Raw genomic sequence first — 20,647 nt, 5'->3', positions numbered from 1 at the left:
GCAGCGGTGGCATGCTGTGACCGGAGCGTTGGTTTGTGTCATCGGCGCGGGAACGGCAGGCTGCGATACATGACGGAAACGCAGAAGAAGTCACTCGACGATCTCGTTCGGGAGGAACTGGGCGCCGAGCCCTCCCAGGAGGCGAAGGACTACGCCCGCCTCCTCTACGAGCGCTACCGGCTGCCGGAGGCGCCCGCGGCCGCGGGGGAGGGGACGGCCCCCGAGGAGGACACCGCGACGGGCGGGTGACCCCGGGTCACCCGTCCTCGGCGGTCTCGTCCCACACCAGCTCGAACCAGACCTGGCGGCCCATGCCGTCGCCGCGGGGCTCGCTGCCCCACTTGCTGGAGAGCGCCTCGACCAGGTCCAGGCCCCGGCCGTGCTCGGCCGTGTCGTAGGGGTCCCGGTGCTGGGGTCGGGGCGTCTCGTTCAGGTTCCCCAGGTCGCGCACCTCCACCCGGGCCCAGCCCGGGGCGCGGTGGACGCTGACCTCGAACTTGCCGGTGGAGCGCCCCGAGGCGCTGTGTGTGATGGCGTTGGTCGCCAGTTCGCTGGTCAACAGCGTGGCGGTGGTGGGATCGGGGCAGTCGGCCAGCTGTCGGGCGACGAACCTGCGCGCGTACGCGATCTGGCTCGGCAGACCGGGGAAGCGGCGTCTGGCGGATCTGTTGTGCTCTTCCATTGCCGGACCACATACGGGAGGAGAGGAGTCGACGCTCGCGGCCCGCTCCGGGACGGGCGCACCGCGCACACCGAGGTGGACGAGGGGGTCGTGGGGTGCTGCTGCGGTCATGTGCTGTTCACTCCACGGTGTGTTCTCGGAGGACAGGGCGGAGCAGCGCCTGCCCCTCGGTGTCGCGTCCATGCCCGGAACGGGTCACGGCGCGGGGCGGACACACGGGTCGAGGCCCCCGGGTACAGGGAGGGGTGCGGTGCCGCACGACCGGGCGCGCGGCGGGAGGGCGGCGGACGGGGTGCGGGGGAGGTCCGGGGCGAATGGTCGTGTCTGGTATCGGATGTGCCCCACGACACTGAAGGGCGTATTCGCGCATAGCATACGCTCCGTGCTCTTCCGGGGACCCGGCCGACCTGGCCGTGTCGGAACGACCCCTCTTGACCTGGTTAAAGAGGGTGTTCGGTCAGGGTATGCGACCGGTCAAGGCCGGGGTTCCGTGACTGGTGTGACTCAAGGGAATGAGTAACGATGCGGTAACGTAGTTGCGCTTTTCATCCCATACCGGGGTCTTGCGCACTTCGGGGACGACCCGTCAAGGTAAGGGACATGGCCTCCCGCTCCCCCCTGCCGACCGGCCTCGGCGTCGAACTCGACCGCGCCGTGCGCCTCGCCGACGAAGGGCACCTCCTCGTCGGCGGCGACCCCACCCGCGCCGTCCGCCTGACGTCGCGACAGGTCAGCGGACTCATCAGGTGGATCAGCGGGGCACCGGTGCGCGACGCCGAAGAGGGCGCGACCGCCGCCGACCTCATCGCGGCCGGGCTCGCCCACCCGTCTCCCTCCGCCACCCTCAACGGACGCCTTCGGGGCGGCCCTTCCCACCCGTCCTCGCGTCCGGTGGGGGAGCGGGGCGGTCCCACGGTGGACATCGTCGTGATCGACCGGGGCGCGGCGGGCGGACTGACCGCGACCCTGGACCGGCTCACCCGGCTCCACCCCGGAGCGGAGCCGATCGTCGTGGGCGCCACCGGGCCCGCCGCCCGGGCCGCCCGGGAGCGCGGCGCCCGGGTGCTGCCCATCCCCGTGGGCGGCGCCGCGGCCCGCGCGCTCGCCCTCACCGTCTCCGACGCCGAGCTCGTCGCCCTGGTCGACGCCGGCCACCTGCCGCGGCCGGGCTGGCTGGAGGCGTGCACCGGGCACTTCGCCGATCCCGCCGTCGCCGCCGTGCTGCCGCGCACGCTCGTCGACCTCCCGGCCTCCGGCGGGGAGGGCTCCGCGGCCGTCGCCGCCGTCGCCGCGGCCCGGGTGGGACCCGACCGCGGACCCGACCCGGCCCCCGTGCTGCCCTGGGGGCACGCCGCCCCCGGCCTCGCCCGCCCGGCCGGAGCCGACACCGGCGACCCGCTGGGCCCGGTCACCGCCCTGGTCCTGCGCCGCTCCGCGGTGGACCCCTCCCTCCTCGACCCGGCCCTGGGCGCGGCCGCCGAGCCCGCGCTGCTGTGGTCCCTGGCCGACCGGGGGCTCACCGTGCGCCACGAGCCCCGGTCCCGGGTACGGGTCCCGCCGCTCGCCGACCTCGGCGGCTACCTGCGGGCCTGCGCCGGGACCGGCGCTGCCGCGGCCCGGCTGGCCCGCCTGCGCGGCACCCGCGCGGCCGGCCCCGAACTCTCCCCGACCGGCGTCGCGGTCCTGGCCGCGCTGCTGGCCGGCCGACCGCTGTCGGCCGCCGCCCTGGCCGTCGCCGGGGGCGGGGTGCGGGTGGCGGCCCTGGCCGCCGCCGGCGTGCCCGCGGACCGGACCGCCCCGGCGGTCGCGGCCGGGCTGGTGCGCCAGACCCGCGCCGCGTCCCGGGCCCTGAGGGGCGCCTGGTGGCCCCCGGCCGCTGCGGCCCTGACCCTGGGCGCCGTGCGGATCACCCGGGACCTGCGGTGCGGCCGCAGGCCCGCGGCGGCGACGGTGCTGGCCACGGCGGCCACCGCCGCGGCCCTGGTGGCGCCGCATCCGGCGGCCTGGCGGACCGCACGGGGCGCCGCCCCGGTCGACCCGCTCACCTGGACCGCGCTGGGGATCGCGGGTGACGCGGCCCGGGGCCTGGGGACCTGGTGGGGGATGGCGCGGTCGCGCAGCGCGGCCCCGCTCCTGCCCCGGGTGCGCCGTCCGGACTTCGCCGTGGCGCAGGCGGCCCGCGCACGGGACCCCGCTCGGGCTGAGGAGGGCTCACGCACCCTCGTTAGGTCCGGTTAAGTCCACTCACACTGGGTGATGTCCGCCGGTCCGGGGCATCGGAACCCCTTTCGCGGGTCCGGGCGCTCCCGGAGGCGAACAGGCGGCGGTGGTCCGGCGGAGCGGAAGCGTGTTTCCCCGGGGTGACAACTTGCTGTCTTTTGGTCGTATGATTGCCGGGTTTGTCGGGTTTCATGTAAACAGGGATGACGTATCGCCCGGTTCGGCGGGTGCGTCTCCGCAGCTCAGCGCGCTTTTCTAGCTGTGGGTGACGCACTCGTGACTTTCTGTGCAAAGATTGACAAATCGCCACGAGTTCACCGGGCAAAAGGGCTCCGTTGTCTTTTCTTGATGCACTGGTTACCGTCGAGTGTCTAGCGATGCCCCAGACTCTTGACATTCCGGTCACTGATCGTGAATCGGACGCAATTGTGTTTCGGCAGTCACCGGGAGTGACCCCCGCCGGTGGTAGTGGGATCACGGATGCTTAACAGGCCACCAGCCTCGCGGATCCGTGCCTCCTCCACCGGCGCTCTTGGCTACGACCGCCCTGTCAGCAGACCGCCGCGCCGGGCTCGGCTGTGAGGTTCGGAGAGAGTTTTGGGCAAGTTCCTGGTCAGACGACTGTTGAACTACGTCGTACTGATCTTCCTCGCGACGAGCTTCGCGTACCTGCTCGCCGCCGCCAATCTGTACCCGCGCGGCTACTTCGAGCAGATGCAGCCGCCGCCGACGGACGCGGTGATCAATGCTCAGCTCGACACCCTCAACCTGAACGACCAGACGCCCCTGGCGCAGCGGTACGTGACCTGGCTGAGCGGTGTCGCCCAGGGCGACTTCGGACAGACCATCCAGGGCAGGGACGTCACCCCGCAGATCTGGCTCAAGGCCGGTGTCACCCTGCGGCTGATCACGGTGGCCACCCTCCTGGGCAGCGCCCTGGGCATCGCCATCGGCGCCTACGCGGCCGTGCGCCAGTACCGGATGTTCGACAAGGCGGCGACCGCCGCCTCGTTCTTCGTGCTGGCCATCCCCACCGTCGTCATCGCGCTCAGCGTGCAGGTGTTCGCCACCGAGATCAACGGGGCCCTCGGCTTCCAGCTCTTCCTGTTCTCCGGCGAGTACTCGGCGGGCTTCCGCGGCAACGCATGGGAACTCCTGCTCAACCGGATCCACCACGCGATCCTGCCGACCTTCGTGCTCGCCGTCGCGCTCTTCGCCGCCTTCGCCCGCTACCAGCGCAACATGATGCTGGACGTCCTGGGCTCGGACTTCGTGCGCACCGCGATGGCCAAGGGGCTCACCCGGCGCAAGGCTCTGTTCAAGCACGCCCTGCGCACCGCGCTGATCCCGACCATCACGTACTTCACCTTCACCTTCGGCGTGATGGTCTCCGGCGCGACCTTCACCGAGAAGATCTTCGGGTGGCACGGGATGGGGGCCTGGCTGATCGACGCGATCTTCCAGCAGGACGTCCACGTCGTGGCCGCGGCCTCCTGCTTCATGGCCGTGACGATCATGGTGGCGTCGTTCCTCTCGGACATCCTCTACGCCTGGCTCGACCCGAGGGTGCGGGTGTGACCGTGACAAGGAACCGCGCGTCCGCGCACACCCCGCCCCACCAGTACGCCCACGCTGCCATCGAGCTGGAGATCCGGTCATGAGCACCACCGAAACGAGCACGGAGCTCGGAAAGGCCCCGACCGTACCGCCGGCGCCCAACCGGGCCAAGGCCATCGTCGGCCAGCTCCTGGGCACCCCCCGGGTGATCATCGGGCTGGTCCTGCTGGCCCTGCTCGCGATCCTCGCCTTCGTCGGACCGGCCGTCAGCGGCTGGGAGGTCGGCGAGCGCGACTACACCGCGCTCTTCTCCGAGCCCTCGGCCGAGCACTGGATGGGCACCAACAAGACCGGCCAGGACGTCTGGACGCAGTCCACCGCCGGCCTGCAGAAGTCGCTGCTCATCGGCCTGCTGGTGGCGCTGATGTCCACCGGCATCGCGGCCCTGGTCGGCGCCTTCGCCGGCTACTTCGGCGGCATCACCGACCGCGCCCTGATGTGGATCGCCGACCTGGCCCTGGTGCTGCCCAGCTTCGTCATCCTGGCCATCCTCGCCGAGCAGTTCGGCGGCAACGGGGGCTGGATCATGCTGGTGGTCCTGCTGGCCGCGTTCAGCTGGATGGTCACCTCCAAGATGATCCGCGGCATGACCATCTCCCTGCGGGAGCGGGAGTACATCCACGCGGCCCGGTTCATGGGCGTCCCCTCGCACAAGATCATCCTCCGGCACATCCTGCCCAACATGTCGTCGCTCCTCATCGCGGACGCCACCATCGCGGTCAGCACCGCGATCATCGGCGAGACCTCGCTGAGCTACTTCGGCTTCGGCGTCCAGCCGCCGGACATCAGCCTCGGCGTGGTGATCGCCGACGGGTCCAAGTTCGCCAACACCAGCTGGTGGATCTTCGCGTTCCCCACGGTGCTCCTGGTGATCCTGGTGCTCGCGGTGAACATGATCGGGGACGGGCTGCGTGACGCCCTGGACCCGCAGTCCAAGTCGCGCCGGTCCTAGGGGGGAAGCACACATGAGCGCACAGACCATCGAGAACACCGAGGCCGCCTCGGAACGCCAGGGCGACGAGACCCCGGTCCTGGAGGTCAGGGACCTCCACGTCACCTTTCGGGGGTTCAACGGCAACCCGGACGTGAACGCCGTGCGCGGCGTCAGCTACGCGGTCCGCCGCGGCGAGGTGCTCGGCATCGTCGGCGAGTCCGGCTCGGGCAAGTCCGTGTCGTCCATGGCGGCCATGGGCCTGCTGCCCGACCACGCCGTCATCACCGGCTCGGTCAAGCTGCACGGCGAGGAGATCCTGGGCCTGGACGACCGCGAGATGGCCACCCGCCGCGGCAAGGTCATCTCCATGGTGTTCCAGGACCCGCTGTCGGGCCTGACCCCCGTCTACACCGTGGGCGACCAGCTGTCCGAGGCCGTCCTGGTCCACAACCCCAAGGCGTCCAAGGAGGAGGCCCGCAAGCGGGCCGTCCACCTGCTGGACCTGGTCGGCATCCCCAACCCCGAGGGCCGCTACCGCTCGTTCCCGCACGAGTTCTCCGGCGGTATGCGCCAGCGCGTCATGATCGCCATGGCGATGGCCAACGACCCCGACGTCATCATCTGCGACGAGCCCACCACCGCCCTGGACGTCACCATCCAGGCGCAGATCCTGGACCTGCTGCGCACCGCCCGCGAGGAGACCGGCGCGGCGATCGTCATGATCACCCACGACCTCGGCGTCGTCGCCGGGTTCGTCGACCGGGTGCTCGTCATGTACGCGGGCCGCCCCGTCGAGATGGGCACCGTCGACGAGATCTACTACGGCAGCCGCATGCCCTACACCATGGGCCTGCTCGGCGCCGTGCCCCGCATGGACCTGGAGCGCCAGGGCGCCCTCGTCCCCATCAAGGGGACCCCGCCCTCGCTGACCGCGCTGCCGCCCGGCTGCCCCTTCGCGCCGCGCTGCCCCATCGCCGAGCCCGAGTGCTCGCTGGCCGAACCCGACCTGCTCCCGGTGGGCGAGCAGCCCTCCGAGGCGCAGATCCGGGCCGCCCAGGAGGCGGGCGCCCCCGCCGAGGCCGCCGCCGTCGGCGACACGGGCGTCCAGCGGGTGGCCTGCATCCGCTCCGGCGAGATCGCCGAGAACGGCTGGACCGCCCAGGACATCTACCCCATCCCGGAGATCCCCGAGGTCCCCGCCGCCGCGGTGCGCCGCGAGGACCGGACCGAGATGCTGCGGGTCGAGTCGCTGATCAAGCACCACCCGCTCACCAAGGGCGCGGTGTTCAAGCGCCGGGTCGGCACCGTCTACGCGGTCGACGGCATCGACTTCGACATCCGCGAGGGCGAGACCCTGGCCCTGGTCGGCGAGTCCGGCTGCGGCAAGTCCACCACCCTCATGGAGATCATGGGGCTGGCCAAGCCTCAGGGCGGATCCGTCACCGTGATGGGGCGCGAGACCTCCAAGATCAGCGGCGCCGACCGGTTCGCCCTCCGCCGCGACATGCAGATCGTGTTCCAGGACCCGATGAGCTCGCTGGACCCGCGCATGCCGGTCTTCGACATCATCGCCGAGCCGCTGCGCACCCACCGGTACAGCGAGGCCGACACCACCGCCCGCGTCTACGAGCTGCTGGAGCTGGTGGGCCTCAACCTCGAACACGCCACCCGCTACCCCTCGGAGTTCTCCGGCGGCCAGCGCCAGCGCATCGGCATCGCCCGAGCCCTGGCCCTGGAGCCCAAGCTCCTGGTGCTCGACGAGCCGGTGTCCGCCCTGGACGTGTCCATCCAGGCGGGCGTGGTCAACCTCCTGGAGGAGCTCCAGGCCCGGCTGGGCCTGTCGTACCTCTTCGTCGCGCACGACCTGTCCGTGGTCCGGCACATCGCCGACCGCGTGGCCGTCATGTACCTGGGCCGGATCGTCGAGATCGGCGACACCGACTCGGTGTACACCCGGCCCGCACACCCCTACACCCAGGCGCTGCTGTCCGCGATCCCCATCCCCGACCCGGAGAAGGAGCGCGCGCGCACGCACATCGTCTTGGACGGCGACCTGCCCAGCCCCGCCAACCCGCCATCGGGTTGCAGGTTCCGGACCAGGTGCCAGAAGTTCGTCACCCTCTCCGAACCCGAACAGGAGCGGTGCATGAGCGTCGAACCGGCGCTGGAGGCCACCAACGGTGGCGACCAGGCGACCGCCTGCCACTTCGCGGAGCGGCGGTCGGTCCTCTAGACCCGTCCGGTTTCGATACGGCACGGGCCGACGCCGCCCCGCGCGTCGGCCTACCCATCCCCAGAGGAGGAATCCCCATGCGAATCGGGAAGGCGCGTTATCTCGCCCCCGTCGCGGCACTGGTCGTTGCGGCCAGCGCGTGCAGCAGCGGCGACGAGCAGTCGCCCGAGGAGGCCCAGCAGGAGAACGCCTCCCTCGAGGCGACCGACCTGAACCCGGCGCCCCGCGAGGAGCTGCAGGAGGGCGGCCAGTTCGTCTGGGCCCTCAGCGAGTACGAGGACCAGTACAACATGGTCCACATCCAGGGCAACAAGGCCGACGTCCGTCGCGTCATGGGCTCCCTGATGCCCTCGATCACGCGCTTCCAGCCCGACGGCACCTACGAGCCGCGCGAGGAGTACGTGCTCGACTACGGGGTGAGCGAGGACGGCCTCACGGTCGACTTCACCCTCAACCCCGAGGCCACCTGGTCCAACGGCGAGCCCGTGACCTGGGAGGACTACGCCGCCATGGTCGCCGTCATCAACGGTGACGTCGAGGGCGAGTTCGAGATCCAGGGCGACGACGGCTACAAGTACATCGAGGAGGTCGTCCAGGGCGAGGACGAGTACTCCTTCACCCTGGAGTTCTCCCAGCCGTACTCCGACTGGCCGGCCCTCTTCGACATCGTGTACCCCAAGGAGTACATGGAGGACGAGGAGCTGTTCGCCGAGGGCTACACCGAGGGCGAGGAGTTCGTCACCGCGGGCCCGTTCGCGAACCCCGAGTTCGACGAGGTCACCCAGCGCATCACCGTCAGCCGCAACGAGGACTGGTGGGGCGACCCCGCGCTGCTCGACGAGATCATCTTCGTGAACGTGGCGATCGACGGCCAGGCCACCGCGTTCAACAACGGTGAGATCGACGGCTTCTACCTCGGCTACGACGCCGCGGGCTACCAGCTCCTCGAGGGCAAGGAGGGCGCGTACTTCACCCGCGCCGTCAACAACGGCCACCGCTTCGTCTCGGTGAACGCCGGCAGCGAGATCCTGGCCGACAAGAACGTCCGCCACGCCCTCGCCATGGGCATCAACCGCGACACCCTCGCCGAGGTCGCCCTGAGCCCGGTCGACTGGCCGGTCACCGGCGAGGTCAACCGCCTCCTGCGCTCCAGCCAGCACGGCTACCAGGACAACAGCGGCGAGCTGGGCGAGTACAACCCGGAGCGGGCCCGCGAGCTCCTCGACGAGGCCGGCTGGACCCTGGAGGAGGGTGCGGAGTTCCGCACCAACGCCGACGGTGAGACCCTGACCCTCAGCTACGTCGCCTCCGACGACATGCAGCTGGCCAAGGACGAGGCCGACATCACCCGCGAGATGCTCGCGGAGATCGGCATCGAGGTCGACGTCCAGCACGTGCCGGGCAACGCCCTGTTCTCGGACTACATCATCCCGGGCAACTACGAGCTGGCCGCGTTCGTGCTCACCGGCACCAACCCGTACGCCACCAGCAGCGCCGGCAACTTCGGCGGCCCGTACGACGAGGCCGGCGAGGACTGGGGCAACAACACCAGCTTCCACTCCACCCCGGAGATCAACGACCTGTTCGAGGAGCTGGGCCAGGAGACCGACCCCGACCGGTACGCGGAGATCGCCAACCAGATCGACGCCGCCATCTGGGACGAGGTGCTGACCATCCCGATGTTCGAGCGCCCCGGCCAGTACGTCCTCAAGGACAACCTCCACAACTGGGGCGAGGTCGGCCTCGCGGGCGACTACGTCTACGAGGACATCGGCTGGGCCGCGGAGTAGTCCTCCCTCTGTGAGAAACGGTCACGGGCGGCCCTGACCCGCCGCCGGTGAACGTCCTCCGGGCGCCGACCCCCTCGCGGGGTCGGCGCCCTCCTGTGTTCCGGGGCCCGTGCGGGCCGGGTTGGGACCGCGGCCCGTGCTGTGGCAAGGTGTGGATCGGATCCCCCCTCCACCCCCCGCCCCGCTCGCTGGAAAGCTCCCCATGACCGCACGTTCGCTCCTCGCCGTCGCGACGGCCCTGGCGCTCGGCGCCGCCCTGGCCGCCTGTTCCGGTGGGGAGGACCCCGCTCCCGCACCCGCCTCAGAGCCCGCCCAGGCCGGGGCGGCCTCCCCGGCGCCCGACACGGGCGACGAGAGCGCGGGCCCCTCGGCCCCGGCCTCCGACGACGGGGCGGCCGCCCCCGTCGGCTGGGCCGCCCAGCCGCTGGAACGGGACGGCGAGGAGTTCCCCGCGGTCACCGGCGGCGCCGCCGGCGAGACCGTCACCGCCACCGGCGCCGACGAGCTCGCCCGGCACCTGAGCGCCGAGGAGCCGCTCGTGATCGAGGTCTCGGGCGGCATCGACCTGGACGGGACCGTCGAGATCGGCTCCGACAAGACCCTCGTCGCCGCCGCGGGCGAGGGCGCCGAGCTGACCGGGGGGCGCCTGGCCGTGGACGGGGCGGCCAACGTCATCGTCAGCGGCCTGACCCTGGACACCGACGGCACCGCGGTGTCGGTGAGCGGCGGAGCCCACCACGTGTGGATCGACGGCAACACCCTGCGGGACGGCGGCGGCGACCCGCTCGTGTCCGTCACCGGCGGCGCCGACCACGTGACCGTCTCCCGCAACCACTTCCGCGACGCCGACGCGGCGCTGAGCATCGGCGGCCGCGAGGAGGAGCCGGGGGCGCTGCGGGTCAGCGTCCACCACAACCTCTTCGACGGCACCGAGACCCGCAGCCCCCGGGTCCGCGGCGGCGAGGTGCACGTGTTCAACAACCTGTACCGGGGCGACGCCGAGTACGGGGTGGAGTCGGGGTACGGCGCCGCCGTCCTGGTCGAGGGCAACTACTTCGACGGCTTCGGGATCTCCGTCCGGATCGACCCGGAGGAGCCCGGCGCCACCCTCACCCGCGACAACCTCCTGGTGGACACCGCCCAGCCCGAGCTCTTCGGCTCGGTCGACGACCCTCCCTACGCCTACGAGCTCGACGACACCGCCGACGTCCCCGACATCGTCTCCGCCACCGCCGGCGCCCCCCACTGACCCGCGCCGCCCACGCCCCGGCGCGCCACCCCCGGCCCGATCAGCGGCCCCGCCGCCCTATCCGTCTCCACTCCCTGCCGTCGGCGCCCGGGACCGGCGCGGCGTCCCGGTCCGCCGTCTGCGTGAGCGGGGCCCGTCCGGGGTCCGTCCGTGGCCCTGGCACGGTGCTCCGGGCCCGCCGTCCCTCGGCGGCGCCCGGCCGGGCGGGTCCCGGTAGGGCGGCCGGGTCCCGGCGGTCCGGCGGGCGGGCCGGGCCGGTCCCCGGCTGGGCCTCAGGAGGGCGGAGGGCCGTACTCGTAGAGCTCCTCCAGACCGGTCGAGGTGCCGTAGGCCAGGCGCAGGGGGTCCCCGTCGGGCGTGAGCCACAGGGTGAACGGCACCCCCTCCAGCGACTCCAGGGTGTTGGTCCCGGTGCCGGAGTCGTAGCCGCCGACCCACGCGGTGAACGTCCCCTCGTAGCGCAGGGCGGTGACGTCGCCCGCACCGGTGTCGAGCTCCTCCCGGGACGCGAGTTCCAGGTCCTCGGAGGACTCGGCGATCTCGCGCAGCTTGGCCGAGCCGAACATCGCCGAGCACAGGTACCGGTCCGCCTCGGAGGGCTCCTCCGGGATCTGCAGCCCGTGCCCCGCCGTGGTGATCGGGACACCGTCCCCCAGGTCGTAGTGGTACACCTCCGGGCCGTCCGCGTAGGTGAAGGACAGCTCGAACCGCGGGTTCCCGGACACGTCGTAGGACGCGGTGCCCTCGCCCACCGGCCGCCCCTCCCGGAGCCGGGTGAAGGTCAGCGCGTAGGAGTCGGCCGCCTCCATCCGCTCGGCGGCGTCCAGCACGAACGCCGCGGCGTCCTCGGGGGAGGGCCGCTCGGGTTCGGGCTCCTTGAGGACCACCCGGGCCACCCACCAGCCGCTGGCGACCACGGCCAGGCACACGGCGAGGATCGCCAGGGTCATCGGCCACCCGGGTCGCCCGACCGGGGCGGCCGACTCGTCCTCGGGCGCGGTGTCGGGCAACGACGACATCGACGACACGGCCTCGACCTCGATTCTGCGGTTCACGCGACCACGCGCGGATCGCGGGGGGTACGGGGGGTCGTCGCCCGGGGCGTCCGGACGACATCGCGGTGTTGTGCGTGCCCAAGGTACGACGCGGTGACGCAGCGTTCTGTTCGAGGATCGCGTACACGCGATCACCACCCGTGCCCACGAACCTCAGGATCCAGTCCCCGGCGGGGGAGTCCAGGGCCTGTTCCAGGAACCCGAACGTCTCGGTCCGCGCCAGCCGGCGCAGCACCTCCTCCGCGGCGTGCTCCCACAGCAGCCGGACGGCGATCCGGGCGGCCGGCACCTCCGAGAAGGAGCGGCTGGAGAAGAGCTCGTACAGCTCCTCCGCCTCCAGCCGCAGCACGGTCGCCTCCAGCACCTCCGAGTCCAGCAGCGCCAGCACGGCCAGGGCGCAGTCCACCCTGCCCACCGGGTCGGGGCGCGGCAGTCCGCGCCCGCAGCGCAGCAGCACGTCCGCCGCGGCCACCGGGTCGAGGGTCCAGTCCGGGGCCGAGCCGGGGCCCTGCACCACCCGGTCCAGCGACCGCTCCACCCCCTCCCAGGCCGGGCGGGCGGGGAGCACCGCGACGACCAGTACCGCCACCAGGGCCAGCACGGCCGCGTACTCCGCCAGCGCGTGTCCGCGGTCCACGGCGCCCCCTCACCGCAGCCGGGGCGGCCGGCGCTCGAAGCCCCGGATGCGCCGCCGGATCCGCTCCCGCTCCCCGTGCGGGCACTCCCAGCCCCGGGCGGCCAGCTCGTCGCGGATCCGGGTCAGCAGCTTCGGGGCGTGGCACTGGAGCATGTGGATCGTCACCGGCACGACCTGCCAGTCCGCCGCGCGCATCAGCGTGTACCGGGCCCGGTCGCGGCGCTCCATCCGCGGGCCGCTGTGGTGCAGCAGGCTGTCGTACTCCACCGCCAGCCGGTACCGGGGCCACCCCAGGTCGGCGTGGAGCGTCCGGTGGTGCACCCGGACCGGGCACTGCGCCTGCGGCGGGGGCAGGCCCGCCTGCAGGATCACCGCGCGCAGCCACGACTCGGCGGGGGACCGGCTCAGCGGCGACGCGTAGCCCACCGCCGTGCGCAGCCGCCGGAAGTGCGCCTCGGTGAACAGGTGCCGGTATCCCAGGACCCGCTCCGGGGCGGCCAGCCCCCGGGAGAGGAAGGCGTCGATGCGCGCGGTCGCCATCGGCACCGACGGGGCCCGGGCGGTGACCTCGGCGGCGGTGCGCGCCGCGGAGGTGACGGGGATCCCCTCCACCACCACCCGGTCGGCGGCCGGCACCACCTCCCGGCGCACCGCCACCGGCAGGCCCCGCAGTGGTGTGCCCGGCGGCAGCGCCACCCGGGGCGGTGACCGGGTGATGTGCTCCTCGGGGCCGGTCAGGTCGACGCCCCACAGGTAGGCGGCGGTCAGGTCGCGCACCACCGCGTGGGGCGACAGCACGGGCACGATCGGCCGCAGCGTCCGCAGCAGCAGCCCCCGGTCCGGCAGGGGCTCGTGCGCCGGCGCGGGGGGACTCTCGGTGTCCAGGGGGTCACGGGTCATGGATCCAGGTTCGGTGCGGGCCCGGGCCCGGACAAGCCCTTCTCCGGACCTGTGGACAACCCTCGCGCGCCGCTACCGCATGTTCCCCGGCCCCGCCGCCAGGTGGATGTGGTCCACGTGGTCCTGGGTGAGGTTCCCGGTGTTCTGGTGGAAGCGCCGCACCTCCATCCAGGGGCCCACCGGGTCGCCCCTGGTCGCGTTCCAGATGTGGTGGTCGTAGATCAGGCCCTTGACGCCCAGCCGGTGGGCGTTCTGGATGATCCAGTCGATCACGCCCACCGCGCTGTCGTGCATCTGCGGCGTGGGGACGGTCCCGATGGGCGCCATCATGTAGTCCACGGCCATGCCGTAGCCGTGGTCGCTGGTGGGCTCGCTGCGGTAGCCGCCCGCGGTCAGGTAGAACCCGCCGAACTCCTGCTGGAGGGTCTCGTGCACCTGGCACATGGTCGGGTGCAGCTGCCCCAGCGAGGCGCAGTCGACGATCGCCCCGGCACCGAACACCACCCGGCTCGGGTCGAACTCGTAGCGCCCCTCCTGGTCGACCAGGTGCACGCTCACCACCCGGCGGGCCTGGTCCAGGCTGGTGACCTCGGCGCCCGAGCAGTAGATCCCGCCGTCGTCGCGCCCGCACTCGGGGAACTCCGCGATCGCGATCGCCGCGGCCGTCCCCACCCGCGTGCTCCCGTCCTCCTCGCCGTCGCACGTCACGTCGCCCCAGTGCCGTGAGCCGTCCTCCTCCAGCTCCTTCTGGCAGATGGCCCCGCGCACCTCGACCCGCACGATGTTGCCGTTGCGGCCCATGACGTTGTCGCTGGCCCGGAGGTCGGTGACCACCGCGTCGTTGGCGCGGGCGTACTCCTCGGCGCGCTCCCGGGCGACCTCCTCGTCGAACAGGGGCATGGGGAAGCGCCCCTCCACCAGGTCCTCGGCCGCCGACTCCTGCAGGGCGCTCACCGCGGCCAGCGCGGCGGCGTCCGCGGCCGTCTGCACCCGCGAACGCTGGTCCCCGGCCGCCCCCACGCGCACGAACAGCAGCGTCAACGCGAGCAGGGCCAGGGTCAGCCCGAACAGGAGCAGGATGTTGGCCTGCCCGTCGTCGCGGTGACCGAGCAGGTGGCGTCGTCGGGGGGCGGGGGTCGGCGATCCCATGCTGTCGTCCGAGGGGTGAAGGGGGCGGGCGGGGAAGGCCGCGAATGGCACGGGGTGAGCACCCGACCACGTTGGGGCCACCGGGCGCAGCCTACCCCGAGGCCACGGCGATCGGTAGGGGGCCGGGGTTCCCTGTGGAAGGGCGGCCCGTGGCCGGGTGCGGTCGCCGGGGTGCGCCCGCCCGGGAACACGGGAAGGGTGTGTTCGGCATCGTTTCCGTGACACACCCGGCTTTCCAGCGCGTGTGTCCGACAAAAACCGACTCCAGCGGAGAGGATGGACGCTGTCCGACACATTCCGTATCAGCAGATCCACCGCCCGGCCGGCGGTGGCCCGGTGACCAGAAGGCGAGAGTATGAATCCCCGTACTCCGATGACAGCGGTAGAGCAGGACCGGTCCCTGCGCCGGATCGGGTCGGTGCTCCTGGAGGCCGCCCCGCAGGACTGGATCAAACTCCGCCTGGTGTACGCGGGCCTGGTCGACTGCGAGTCCATCCACCTGGAGGCCCTGCTCCCCGACGGCGGCCGTGTCGGCCGGGTCCCGCCCCTGGCGCTGCTCGACGAACTCCGGGAGCTGCGGGCGGGGATGGCCCGCCCCCGCACCGGGACCTGGTACACGGTCTACTACGACCTGGAGCGCCCGGCCCGCTACCGGGTCCGCTACGACCACGACAACGAGCCCCACTTCGACGAGCCCCGCGACAACGACAGCTACCTGCTGGACCTGGAGCACTTCCCCCGGGACCGCGCCCACATGCCGGACTGGCTGCTGGAACGCCTGGAGGGCGACCTGGTCCCGGAGACCGTGTCGCCGTGGATGGCGCTGGCCGCCCCCGGGGCCTCGCGCGAGGGCCGCATCGACCCGGGCGACATGACCCCGGAGGAGATGATGGACACCGTCCAGGAGATCGCCGACCGCACCGTCGCGGCGGTCTGGGGCGAGTGGAGGCAGATCGTCATCGACCACAAGGCGCTGGTCGGCGTGGCCTCCACCCGGGTGGAGGTCGCCCGCGAGGACGGCCGCGAATGGGACCTGCTGCCGCCGGAGGCGGCCCGGCTGCTGGACCGGCTGCGCACCGGCATGTACCAGCCGGGCAAGGGCACCTGGTTCACCGCCAGGCTCACCGTCAAGGAGTCCCGCGAGATCGGCGTCCACTTCGACCACGGCAACCCGCCGGAGTTCGACGCCGAACCCGACCCCCGCGACTTCTACCGGGACGCGGTGCGCTTCCCCCGCAGCGCCGACCACATGCCCGACTGGCTGCTGGAGCGGCTCGGCCGCGCCCAGCGCATGATCCGCACCGCGAACGGCGGGGGCGACCCGTTCACCGGAGCCGCCGGTTGATCGCCGACCACAGGTGCACGTCGGCCACGGTGACCTTCAGGTCGCCGTTGGCCAGCGGCGACGCGGTCACCGAGCGCACGTAGGGGCCGTGGTTCCAGCGCCGGGCGGTGTGCCCGAGCACGCTCCCGGCGCCGATCCGGCTCAGCGCCCCGGCCGGGCCGACCAGCAGCCGCACCTGCCAGGTCGCCCGCAGGCCGTCGGTGCCGGTGTACTCGGGGCGGGCCAGCAGGGGCGGCGTCCCGGTCAGCAGGCGGCCCTCCACGTCCAACGGGTACCGCTGCCCGGCGTCGGAGCCCCGCACCACCTCCACCGCCGCCGCGACCCCCTCGGGCAGGGCGTCGGTGAGCCGGACCGCGAACCGGAGCCGGTCGCCCCGGGCGGTGGCGCGCACCCGCACGTCCTCGACCTCCACAGTGGGCGCCAGCGGCGAGGTCCGCAGCCCCAGCCGGTCGTTGACCGTGTAGTAGGGGCGCACCCGCGACCCCGGCCCGCGGGCGGGGCGCACGTCCTGGGCCGGGTACTCGATGATCTTCTTGTACCCGACGACCCCGGGCAGGTGGCGGCCCACACTGCACTCGGTGCCGTTGGACAGCACCAGACGCATCTCCCAGGTCTCGGAGTCGCCGTGGCGGCCGCGCACCACCGCCGCCGGGTCGATGACGGCGGTGAACAGGCCGCCGATCGCCACCGGGGACGAGAACTCCCGCAGGGTCCGGGGCGAGTTGCGCAGCCGCACCACCATGCGGGCGCGGGCGTCGGCCTCGTCGTGCCCCAGCACCCGGCCCTGGACGGTGATGAGCCCCTCGGCGACCTCCACGTGCTCGACCTCCGCGTGGTGGGCCGACCGGCGCACGTGCAGCAGCAGGCCGCCCTTGGCCGAGCGGGTCGGGATCACCAGGGACAGCTCCGGCGTCCGCTTGGGCGCCAACGGGTAGCCCTGCTGGTGGATCTCCAGGTCCCGCACCGGGGTGATGGCGTCGCCGTCGACCCGGGTCACCTCCCAGGTGACGGCGGCCAGCCGCTCCCTGGCCGGGTCCACCACCACCTGCCCCCGCCAGTCCGGGGCCAGGGTGACGCGCTGCCCGGGGCGCACCAGCTCGACCAGGTCGGGCGGGTCGGTGAACGACAGCGTCACCAGCCCGTCGCCGCCGGCGCGCACCCGGCAGGAGACGGGGGGTTCGGCGCGCGGCGCCGGGACCGGGACCGGGGGAGCGACGTCGGAGGCGGTCAGCGGCGCCCCGGCCAGGTCGGAGAACAGGCCCTCGTGCAGGCGCACCACGTTCGCCGGGTCGAACCGCTCGGAGTCGGCCAGCGCCGCCGCCGACATGCGCTGCCGCAGCCGGTCGTCGGCCATGAGCCGGGACATGCCCTCGGCTATGCCCTGCACGGACTTGTTGGGCACCAGGAAGCCGTCCTCCTGGTCGCGGATGATGGAGGCGGGACCGTGCGGGCAGTCGGTGCTCACCACCGGCAGGCCCGAGCGCATCGCCTCCACGATGGTCATCCCGAACGGCTCCTCGCTGGAGGTCACCGCGGCGAACGCCCCCTGCGCCCACGCCTCCTCCACGTGCGTGTGCGGACCCATGAGCCACACCCGGTCGTGCAGCCCCAGGGAGCCGACCAGCCGGGCCAGAGTCTTGCGCCGGTCGCCGCGGCCGTAGATGCGCAGCGTCCAGTCGGGGTACTCCTCGGCCAGCGACGCGAACGCCTTCACCAGCAGGTCGTGCCGCTTGCTGGGGGCCAGCCGCCCGGCGGAGACGATGGTGCGGCTGTTGTGCCCGTTGGTGGTGAACGGCGGGGCCGGGACCGAGTTGGGGATGGACAGCACCCGCACGCCCGGCAGCGGCATGTTCCGGGCGTAGGTGCGGGCGTCGGCCTCGGTGACGGTCACGAAGGCGTCCAGGCCCGGGTACTCCTCGGCCATGACGCGCCGCAGCGATCCGGAGTGCTGCTCGTAGGTGAGGTGCTCCTGCCCGACCTTGACCACGCGGTCGGGGGCGCACCGGGCGATGACGACGTTGAGCCCGGGCCGGGTGCCGACGACGACGTCGGCGTCGGTGGTGGACAGGTACTGCTCGAGCCGGTCGTCGGTGAGCCTGCTGTGGGTCGAGCCCCGGGAGTCCTCGGGCGGGAAGAGGACGGGGGGGAGGCCGGCCCGCTCCGATCCCTCGTACAGCGGTCGGCCGCCCACCCCGGTGGAACCGTCGTGGTCGCGCACGTCGACGAGCGGGCGCAGGGCCACCCCCGGGGGCACGGGCAGGGCGGGCTCGTCGCGGTGGCGGAACACCGAGACGATCTCCACCTCGTGCCGGACGGCCAGGGCCGCCGCCTGGTTGGCGACGGTACGGATGGTGCCACCGATGCCGTACATGTCGTTGATCAGATAAGCGATCTTCACCTGGCCCCCGTGTTCTCGGGGCCGGTCCGCGCCCCCGCGCGGACCGGCCCCGGTCGTCGCCCACCCGCACCGGACGCCCCGCCGCCGGGGCGGGCGGAGCGGTGCGGGAATGAACAGGCTAAGAGCGGCGGCCACCCCCGACGTGCGGTCCTGTGAACTCCTGCCGGAAGGTTTGCCACGGTATGTCGGTGTTTTGCATGCTGTTCACAGGGCCGCCGGCGCGGGTCCGTACGACACGGAGGGCGGTCCCGGGGCCGCTCCGGGCCCGTGCCGCCGCTCCGGCCCGCGCTCGTCCGCCGCGGACCCCTATCCGTCGGGACCGCCCTCGGACCACGGTGCCCTAACCTGGTCCGCACCCCCGTCGCACGAAGGACCGGCCCATGCCCGAACGCCCCTCGCCCGTCGCCACCGTCCGCCTGGCCCACAGCAGGCGCCGGAACCACACCGGTCAGTCGGTGACCGTCAAGGTGCGGCGCCCGGCCACGGGGGCGGTGATCCACCCGGTGGTCTGCCCGACCTGCAAGGAGGAGTTCACCGTCGAGGTCCACAGCCTGGAGTCGATCAGGGACCGCGTGCGCCCCAGGCGCCTGGTGCGGGGCGGCGCGCTGCTCGCCCTGGCGGTCGCGCTCCTGGCCGCCGCCGCGGCGGCCTTCCCGAACATCTCGCTGACCTACTCCTGGGCGGGGGTCGCCGTCTTCCTCCTGGTCGTGGCGGTGGTCCACCTGGCGGGCACCCGCCATGACCAGGGCCTGGGCACCCTGCGCAGGGCCGCGGACGACCGCGCCCTGCCCCTGGCCGGCTTCGCCGGGCACTTCCTCTTCTGACCCGCGCGCCGGCCCGGGGCGGCCGATGGCGGGCGGCCGGGACCCGGGGCGCGTGCGCGGTGCCGCCCGTGCCTCCGGGGTCAGTACCGGGCCCGCAGGCCCCTCGCCTGCGCGCCGGGTCTGTTCGCCGCGCAGGTGCTCCCGGGGAGGACGGACCCCGCGGCGACGGCCCGCCGTGCGCGCTCAGCCCGCCGCGGCGTCGGCCCGCGCCCCCGGGCGCAGCTCCGCGACGGCCCTCCGGTGCCGGGCGAGCCGGGCCAGCTCGTCGTCCATGCGCTCCAGCTCCCGCGCCAGCAGCGGGTCCAGGCAGGGCTCCACGTCGCCCCCGCCGCCGCACGCGCACTCCAGAACGGTGCGGATGACCTTGGTGCCCAGCCCCGCCTCCAACAGGCGGCGGATCCGGTGCACCGTCTCCACGTCACCGGGCTCGTACACCCGCTGGCCCGCCGCCGTGCGCCGCGGCGCCAGCAGCCCCTGCTCCTCGTAGTACCGGAGCAGCCGCACGCCGACACCCGTCCGCGCGGCCAGGTCCCCGATCCGCATTCCGGTGATCCGTGCCACGTCCCCTTGCCCCTCTCACCGATGTCAGCTCTTAACGTCCTCGCATGACAGAGAACACCACGGGCACCCTCGAGCGGAACACCGCCCCCGCGCACTCCCTCTCCACCTCCCGGATCGGCCTGGGGACCATGCGCTTCGCCGACGCCCCGCACCGGCGGTCCGGGGCCACGGCCCCCGTCTGGAGCGCCCCCACCGACCGGGACGACCTCATCGCCCTGCTGCACCGGGCCCTGGAACTGGGCATCGACCACTTCGACACCGCCGACGCCTACGCCCTGGGCGAGGGCGAGCGGCTGCTCGGGGAGGCGCTGCGCGGCACGGGCGCCACCATCGCCACCAAGGTCGGCGTCACCCGGCCGGGCCCGGAGGAATGGGTGCCGCTGGGCCACCCCGCCTACCTGCGCCAGCAGGTCGAGGCGAGCCTGCGCCGCCTGGGCACCGACACGATCGACCTGCTCTACCTGCACCGCGTCGACCCGGCCGTCCCGATCGAGGACCAGGTGGGAGCCCTGGCACAGGCGCAGCGGGAGGGGAAGGCGCGGGCGATCGGGCTGTCGGAGGTGGACGTCGCCACCCTGGAGCGCGCGCACGCGGTCGCCCCGATCTCGGCCGTCCAGAACCTGTACAACCACGCGGCCCGCGACCACGACCCGGTGGTGGACCGCACCGCCGAGCTGGGCATCGCGTTCGTGCCGTTCTTCCCGGTGGCGATGGGGGAGGCGGTGGCCGCCTCGCCGGTGGCGGAGGTCGCCGCCGAGACGGGGGCGAGCCCCGTCCAGGTGCAGCTGGCCTGGCTGCTGCGCCGGGGCGCCCACATCCTGCCGATCCCGGGGACGACCTCGGTCGGCCACCTGGAGGAGAACGCCGCGGCCGCGCGGCTGGAGCTGACCGACGACCAGGTCCGCCGCCTCGACGCCCCGCCGGCGGAGGCGGGCTGACCGCCCGCCGCCGCCCGTGTCCCGTGGCCGCTCCCGGCCACGGGGCCGGAGCCCCGGCACCGTCCGTGTCCCCCCTGGCGTCCTAGAGGTGTTGCCGAGGAGAACACGACGGAGG

Annotated in this window: 16 protein-coding genes; 10 read left to right on the top strand and 6 right to left on the bottom strand. The window is 73.1% G+C overall.

The window, feature by feature from the left end:
• The first annotated feature begins 69 nt into the window (after positions 1-69).
• On the top strand, positions 70-249 hold the full coding sequence (locus tag ABZ249_RS21185) for a hypothetical protein (RefSeq protein ID WP_355265567.1): 180 nt from the start codon (positions 70-72) through the stop codon (positions 247-249).
• 7 nt (positions 250-256) lie between these two features.
• Here the strand turns inward: ABZ249_RS21185 and ABZ249_RS21180 are convergent, their stop codons facing one another.
• A complete protein-coding gene (locus tag ABZ249_RS21180) occupies positions 257-682 on the bottom strand; it encodes an ATP-binding protein (RefSeq protein ID WP_355265680.1) in 426 nt (141 codons plus the stop codon).
• Positions 683-1,282: 600 nt separating this feature from the next.
• Between ABZ249_RS21180 and ABZ249_RS21175 the strand changes: the two genes are divergently transcribed.
• The 6 genes from ABZ249_RS21175 to ABZ249_RS21150 all read left to right on the top strand — a co-directional run bounded on the left by ABZ249_RS21175 (position 1,283) and on the right by ABZ249_RS21150 (position 10,725).
• The gene (locus ABZ249_RS21175) at positions 1,283-2,920 is read left to right on the top strand and encodes a family 2 glycosyl transferase (RefSeq protein ID WP_355265564.1); all 1,638 of its coding nucleotides are present in this window, start codon (positions 1,283-1,285) and stop codon (positions 2,918-2,920) included.
• A gap of 579 nt (positions 2,921-3,499) precedes the next feature.
• Positions 3,500-4,480, top strand: coding sequence for an ABC transporter permease (locus tag ABZ249_RS21170; protein WP_355265561.1), 981 nt, complete (start codon positions 3,500-3,502; stop codon positions 4,478-4,480).
• A gap of 79 nt (positions 4,481-4,559) precedes the next feature.
• A complete protein-coding gene (locus ABZ249_RS21165; protein WP_355265558.1) occupies positions 4,560-5,471 on the top strand; it encodes an ABC transporter permease in 912 nt (303 codons plus the stop codon).
• A gap of 13 nt (positions 5,472-5,484) precedes the next feature.
• Entirely contained in the window at positions 5,485-7,686 is a 2,202-nt protein-coding gene (locus tag ABZ249_RS21160) for an ABC transporter ATP-binding protein (protein WP_355265556.1), read from the top strand.
• A gap of 77 nt (positions 7,687-7,763) precedes the next feature.
• Positions 7,764-9,476, top strand: a complete 1,713-nt coding sequence (locus tag ABZ249_RS21155; protein WP_355265553.1) for an ABC transporter family substrate-binding protein — start codon at positions 7,764-7,766, stop codon at positions 9,474-9,476.
• Between the two features lie 202 nt (positions 9,477-9,678).
• A complete protein-coding gene (locus tag ABZ249_RS21150; RefSeq protein WP_220562819.1) occupies positions 9,679-10,725 on the top strand; it encodes a pectate lyase in 1,047 nt (348 codons plus the stop codon).
• A 272-nt stretch (positions 10,726-10,997) separates the two neighbouring features.
• Here the strand turns inward: ABZ249_RS21150 and ABZ249_RS21145 are convergent, their stop codons facing one another.
• The 3 genes from ABZ249_RS21145 to ABZ249_RS21135 all read right to left on the bottom strand — a co-directional run bounded on the left by ABZ249_RS21145 (position 10,998) and on the right by ABZ249_RS21135 (position 14,466).
• Positions 10,998-11,780: a hypothetical protein gene (locus tag ABZ249_RS21145; RefSeq protein WP_355265548.1), complete on the bottom strand. Its 783-nt coding sequence runs from the start codon at positions 11,778-11,780 to the stop codon at positions 10,998-11,000.
• A 646-nt stretch (positions 11,781-12,426) separates the two neighbouring features.
• Positions 12,427-13,317: a hypothetical protein gene (locus ABZ249_RS21140; RefSeq protein ID WP_355265545.1), complete on the bottom strand. Its 891-nt coding sequence runs from the start codon at positions 13,315-13,317 to the stop codon at positions 12,427-12,429.
• 72 nt (positions 13,318-13,389) lie between these two features.
• Positions 13,390-14,466 carry a pilus assembly protein TadG-related protein gene (locus tag ABZ249_RS21135; protein WP_355265542.1) on the bottom strand — a complete coding sequence of 359 codons (1,077 nt, stop codon included), beginning with the start codon at positions 14,464-14,466 and terminating at the stop codon, positions 13,390-13,392.
• Between the two features lie 373 nt (positions 14,467-14,839).
• On the opposite strand from ABZ249_RS21135, the gene ABZ249_RS21130 reads away from it, so the two are divergent.
• Positions 14,840-15,811 carry a hypothetical protein gene (locus ABZ249_RS21130; RefSeq protein WP_355265539.1) on the top strand — a complete coding sequence of 324 codons (972 nt, stop codon included), beginning with the start codon at positions 14,840-14,842 and terminating at the stop codon, positions 15,809-15,811.
• Here ABZ249_RS21130 and ABZ249_RS21125 read toward each other — a convergent pair.
• Complete coding sequence (locus ABZ249_RS21125; protein WP_355265536.1) at positions 15,792-18,209, bottom strand: glycosyltransferase family 4 protein; 2,418 nt, start codon at positions 18,207-18,209, stop codon at positions 15,792-15,794. The two genes, ABZ249_RS21130 and ABZ249_RS21125, sit on opposite strands and share 20 nt — an antisense overlap.
• Positions 18,210-18,589: 380 nt before the next feature.
• Between ABZ249_RS21125 and ABZ249_RS21120 the strand changes: the two genes are divergently transcribed.
• The gene (locus ABZ249_RS21120) at positions 18,590-19,033 is read left to right on the top strand and encodes a hypothetical protein (protein ID WP_355265534.1); all 444 of its coding nucleotides are present in this window, start codon (positions 18,590-18,592) and stop codon (positions 19,031-19,033) included.
• A gap of 183 nt (positions 19,034-19,216) precedes the next feature.
• On the opposite strand, the gene ABZ249_RS21115 is transcribed toward ABZ249_RS21120, so the two are convergent.
• The gene (locus ABZ249_RS21115) at positions 19,217-19,594 is read right to left on the bottom strand and encodes a MerR family transcriptional regulator (protein ID WP_355265531.1); all 378 of its coding nucleotides are present in this window, start codon (positions 19,592-19,594) and stop codon (positions 19,217-19,219) included.
• A 44-nt stretch (positions 19,595-19,638) separates the two neighbouring features.
• Here ABZ249_RS21115 and ABZ249_RS21110 point away from each other — a divergent pair, with 44 nt between their 5' ends.
• A complete protein-coding gene (locus ABZ249_RS21110; RefSeq protein ID WP_355265528.1) occupies positions 19,639-20,532 on the top strand; it encodes an aldo/keto reductase in 894 nt (297 codons plus the stop codon).
• Positions 20,533-20,647 lie beyond the last annotated feature (115 nt).

The organism is Nocardiopsis sp. NPDC006139 (assembly GCF_040614155.1).
Classification (GTDB): Bacteria; Actinomycetota; Actinomycetes; order Streptosporangiales; family Streptosporangiaceae; genus Nocardiopsis; species Nocardiopsis changdeensis.
The sequence above is the reverse complement of the archived record's forward strand: the minus strand, read 5'-3'. Positions and strand labels throughout refer to the sequence as shown.

Bases quoted from the DNA above. Each gene is read 5' to 3' on its own strand.
- ABZ249_RS21165 (WP_355265558.1), top strand. From the start codon at position 4,560: ATGAGCACCACCGAAACGAGCACGGAGCTCGGAAAGGCCCCGACCGTA.
- ABZ249_RS21110 (WP_355265528.1), top strand. From the start codon at position 19,639: ATGACAGAGAACACCACGGGCACCCTCGAGCGGAACACCGCCCCCGCG.
- ABZ249_RS21185 (WP_355265567.1), top strand. From the start codon at position 70: ATGACGGAAACGCAGAAGAAGTCACTCGACGATCTCGTTCGGGAGGAA.
- ABZ249_RS21150 (WP_220562819.1), top strand. From the start codon at position 9,679: ATGACCGCACGTTCGCTCCTCGCCGTCGCGACGGCCCTGGCGCTCGGC.
- ABZ249_RS21155 (WP_355265553.1), top strand. From the start codon at position 7,764: ATGCGAATCGGGAAGGCGCGTTATCTCGCCCCCGTCGCGGCACTGGTC.
- ABZ249_RS21135 (WP_355265542.1), bottom strand. From the start codon at position 14,466: ATGGGATCGCCGACCCCCGCCCCCCGACGACGCCACCTGCTCGGTCAC.
- ABZ249_RS21120 (WP_355265534.1), top strand. From the start codon at position 18,590: ATGCCCGAACGCCCCTCGCCCGTCGCCACCGTCCGCCTGGCCCACAGC.
- ABZ249_RS21180 (WP_355265680.1), bottom strand. From the start codon at position 682: ATGGAAGAGCACAACAGATCCGCCAGACGCCGCTTCCCCGGTCTGCCG.
- ABZ249_RS21130 (WP_355265539.1), top strand. From the start codon at position 14,840: ATGACAGCGGTAGAGCAGGACCGGTCCCTGCGCCGGATCGGGTCGGTG.
- ABZ249_RS21140 (WP_355265545.1), bottom strand. From the start codon at position 13,317: ATGACCCGTGACCCCCTGGACACCGAGAGTCCCCCCGCGCCGGCGCAC.
- ABZ249_RS21175 (WP_355265564.1), top strand. From the start codon at position 1,283: ATGGCCTCCCGCTCCCCCCTGCCGACCGGCCTCGGCGTCGAACTCGAC.
- ABZ249_RS21160 (WP_355265556.1), top strand. From the start codon at position 5,485: ATGAGCGCACAGACCATCGAGAACACCGAGGCCGCCTCGGAACGCCAG.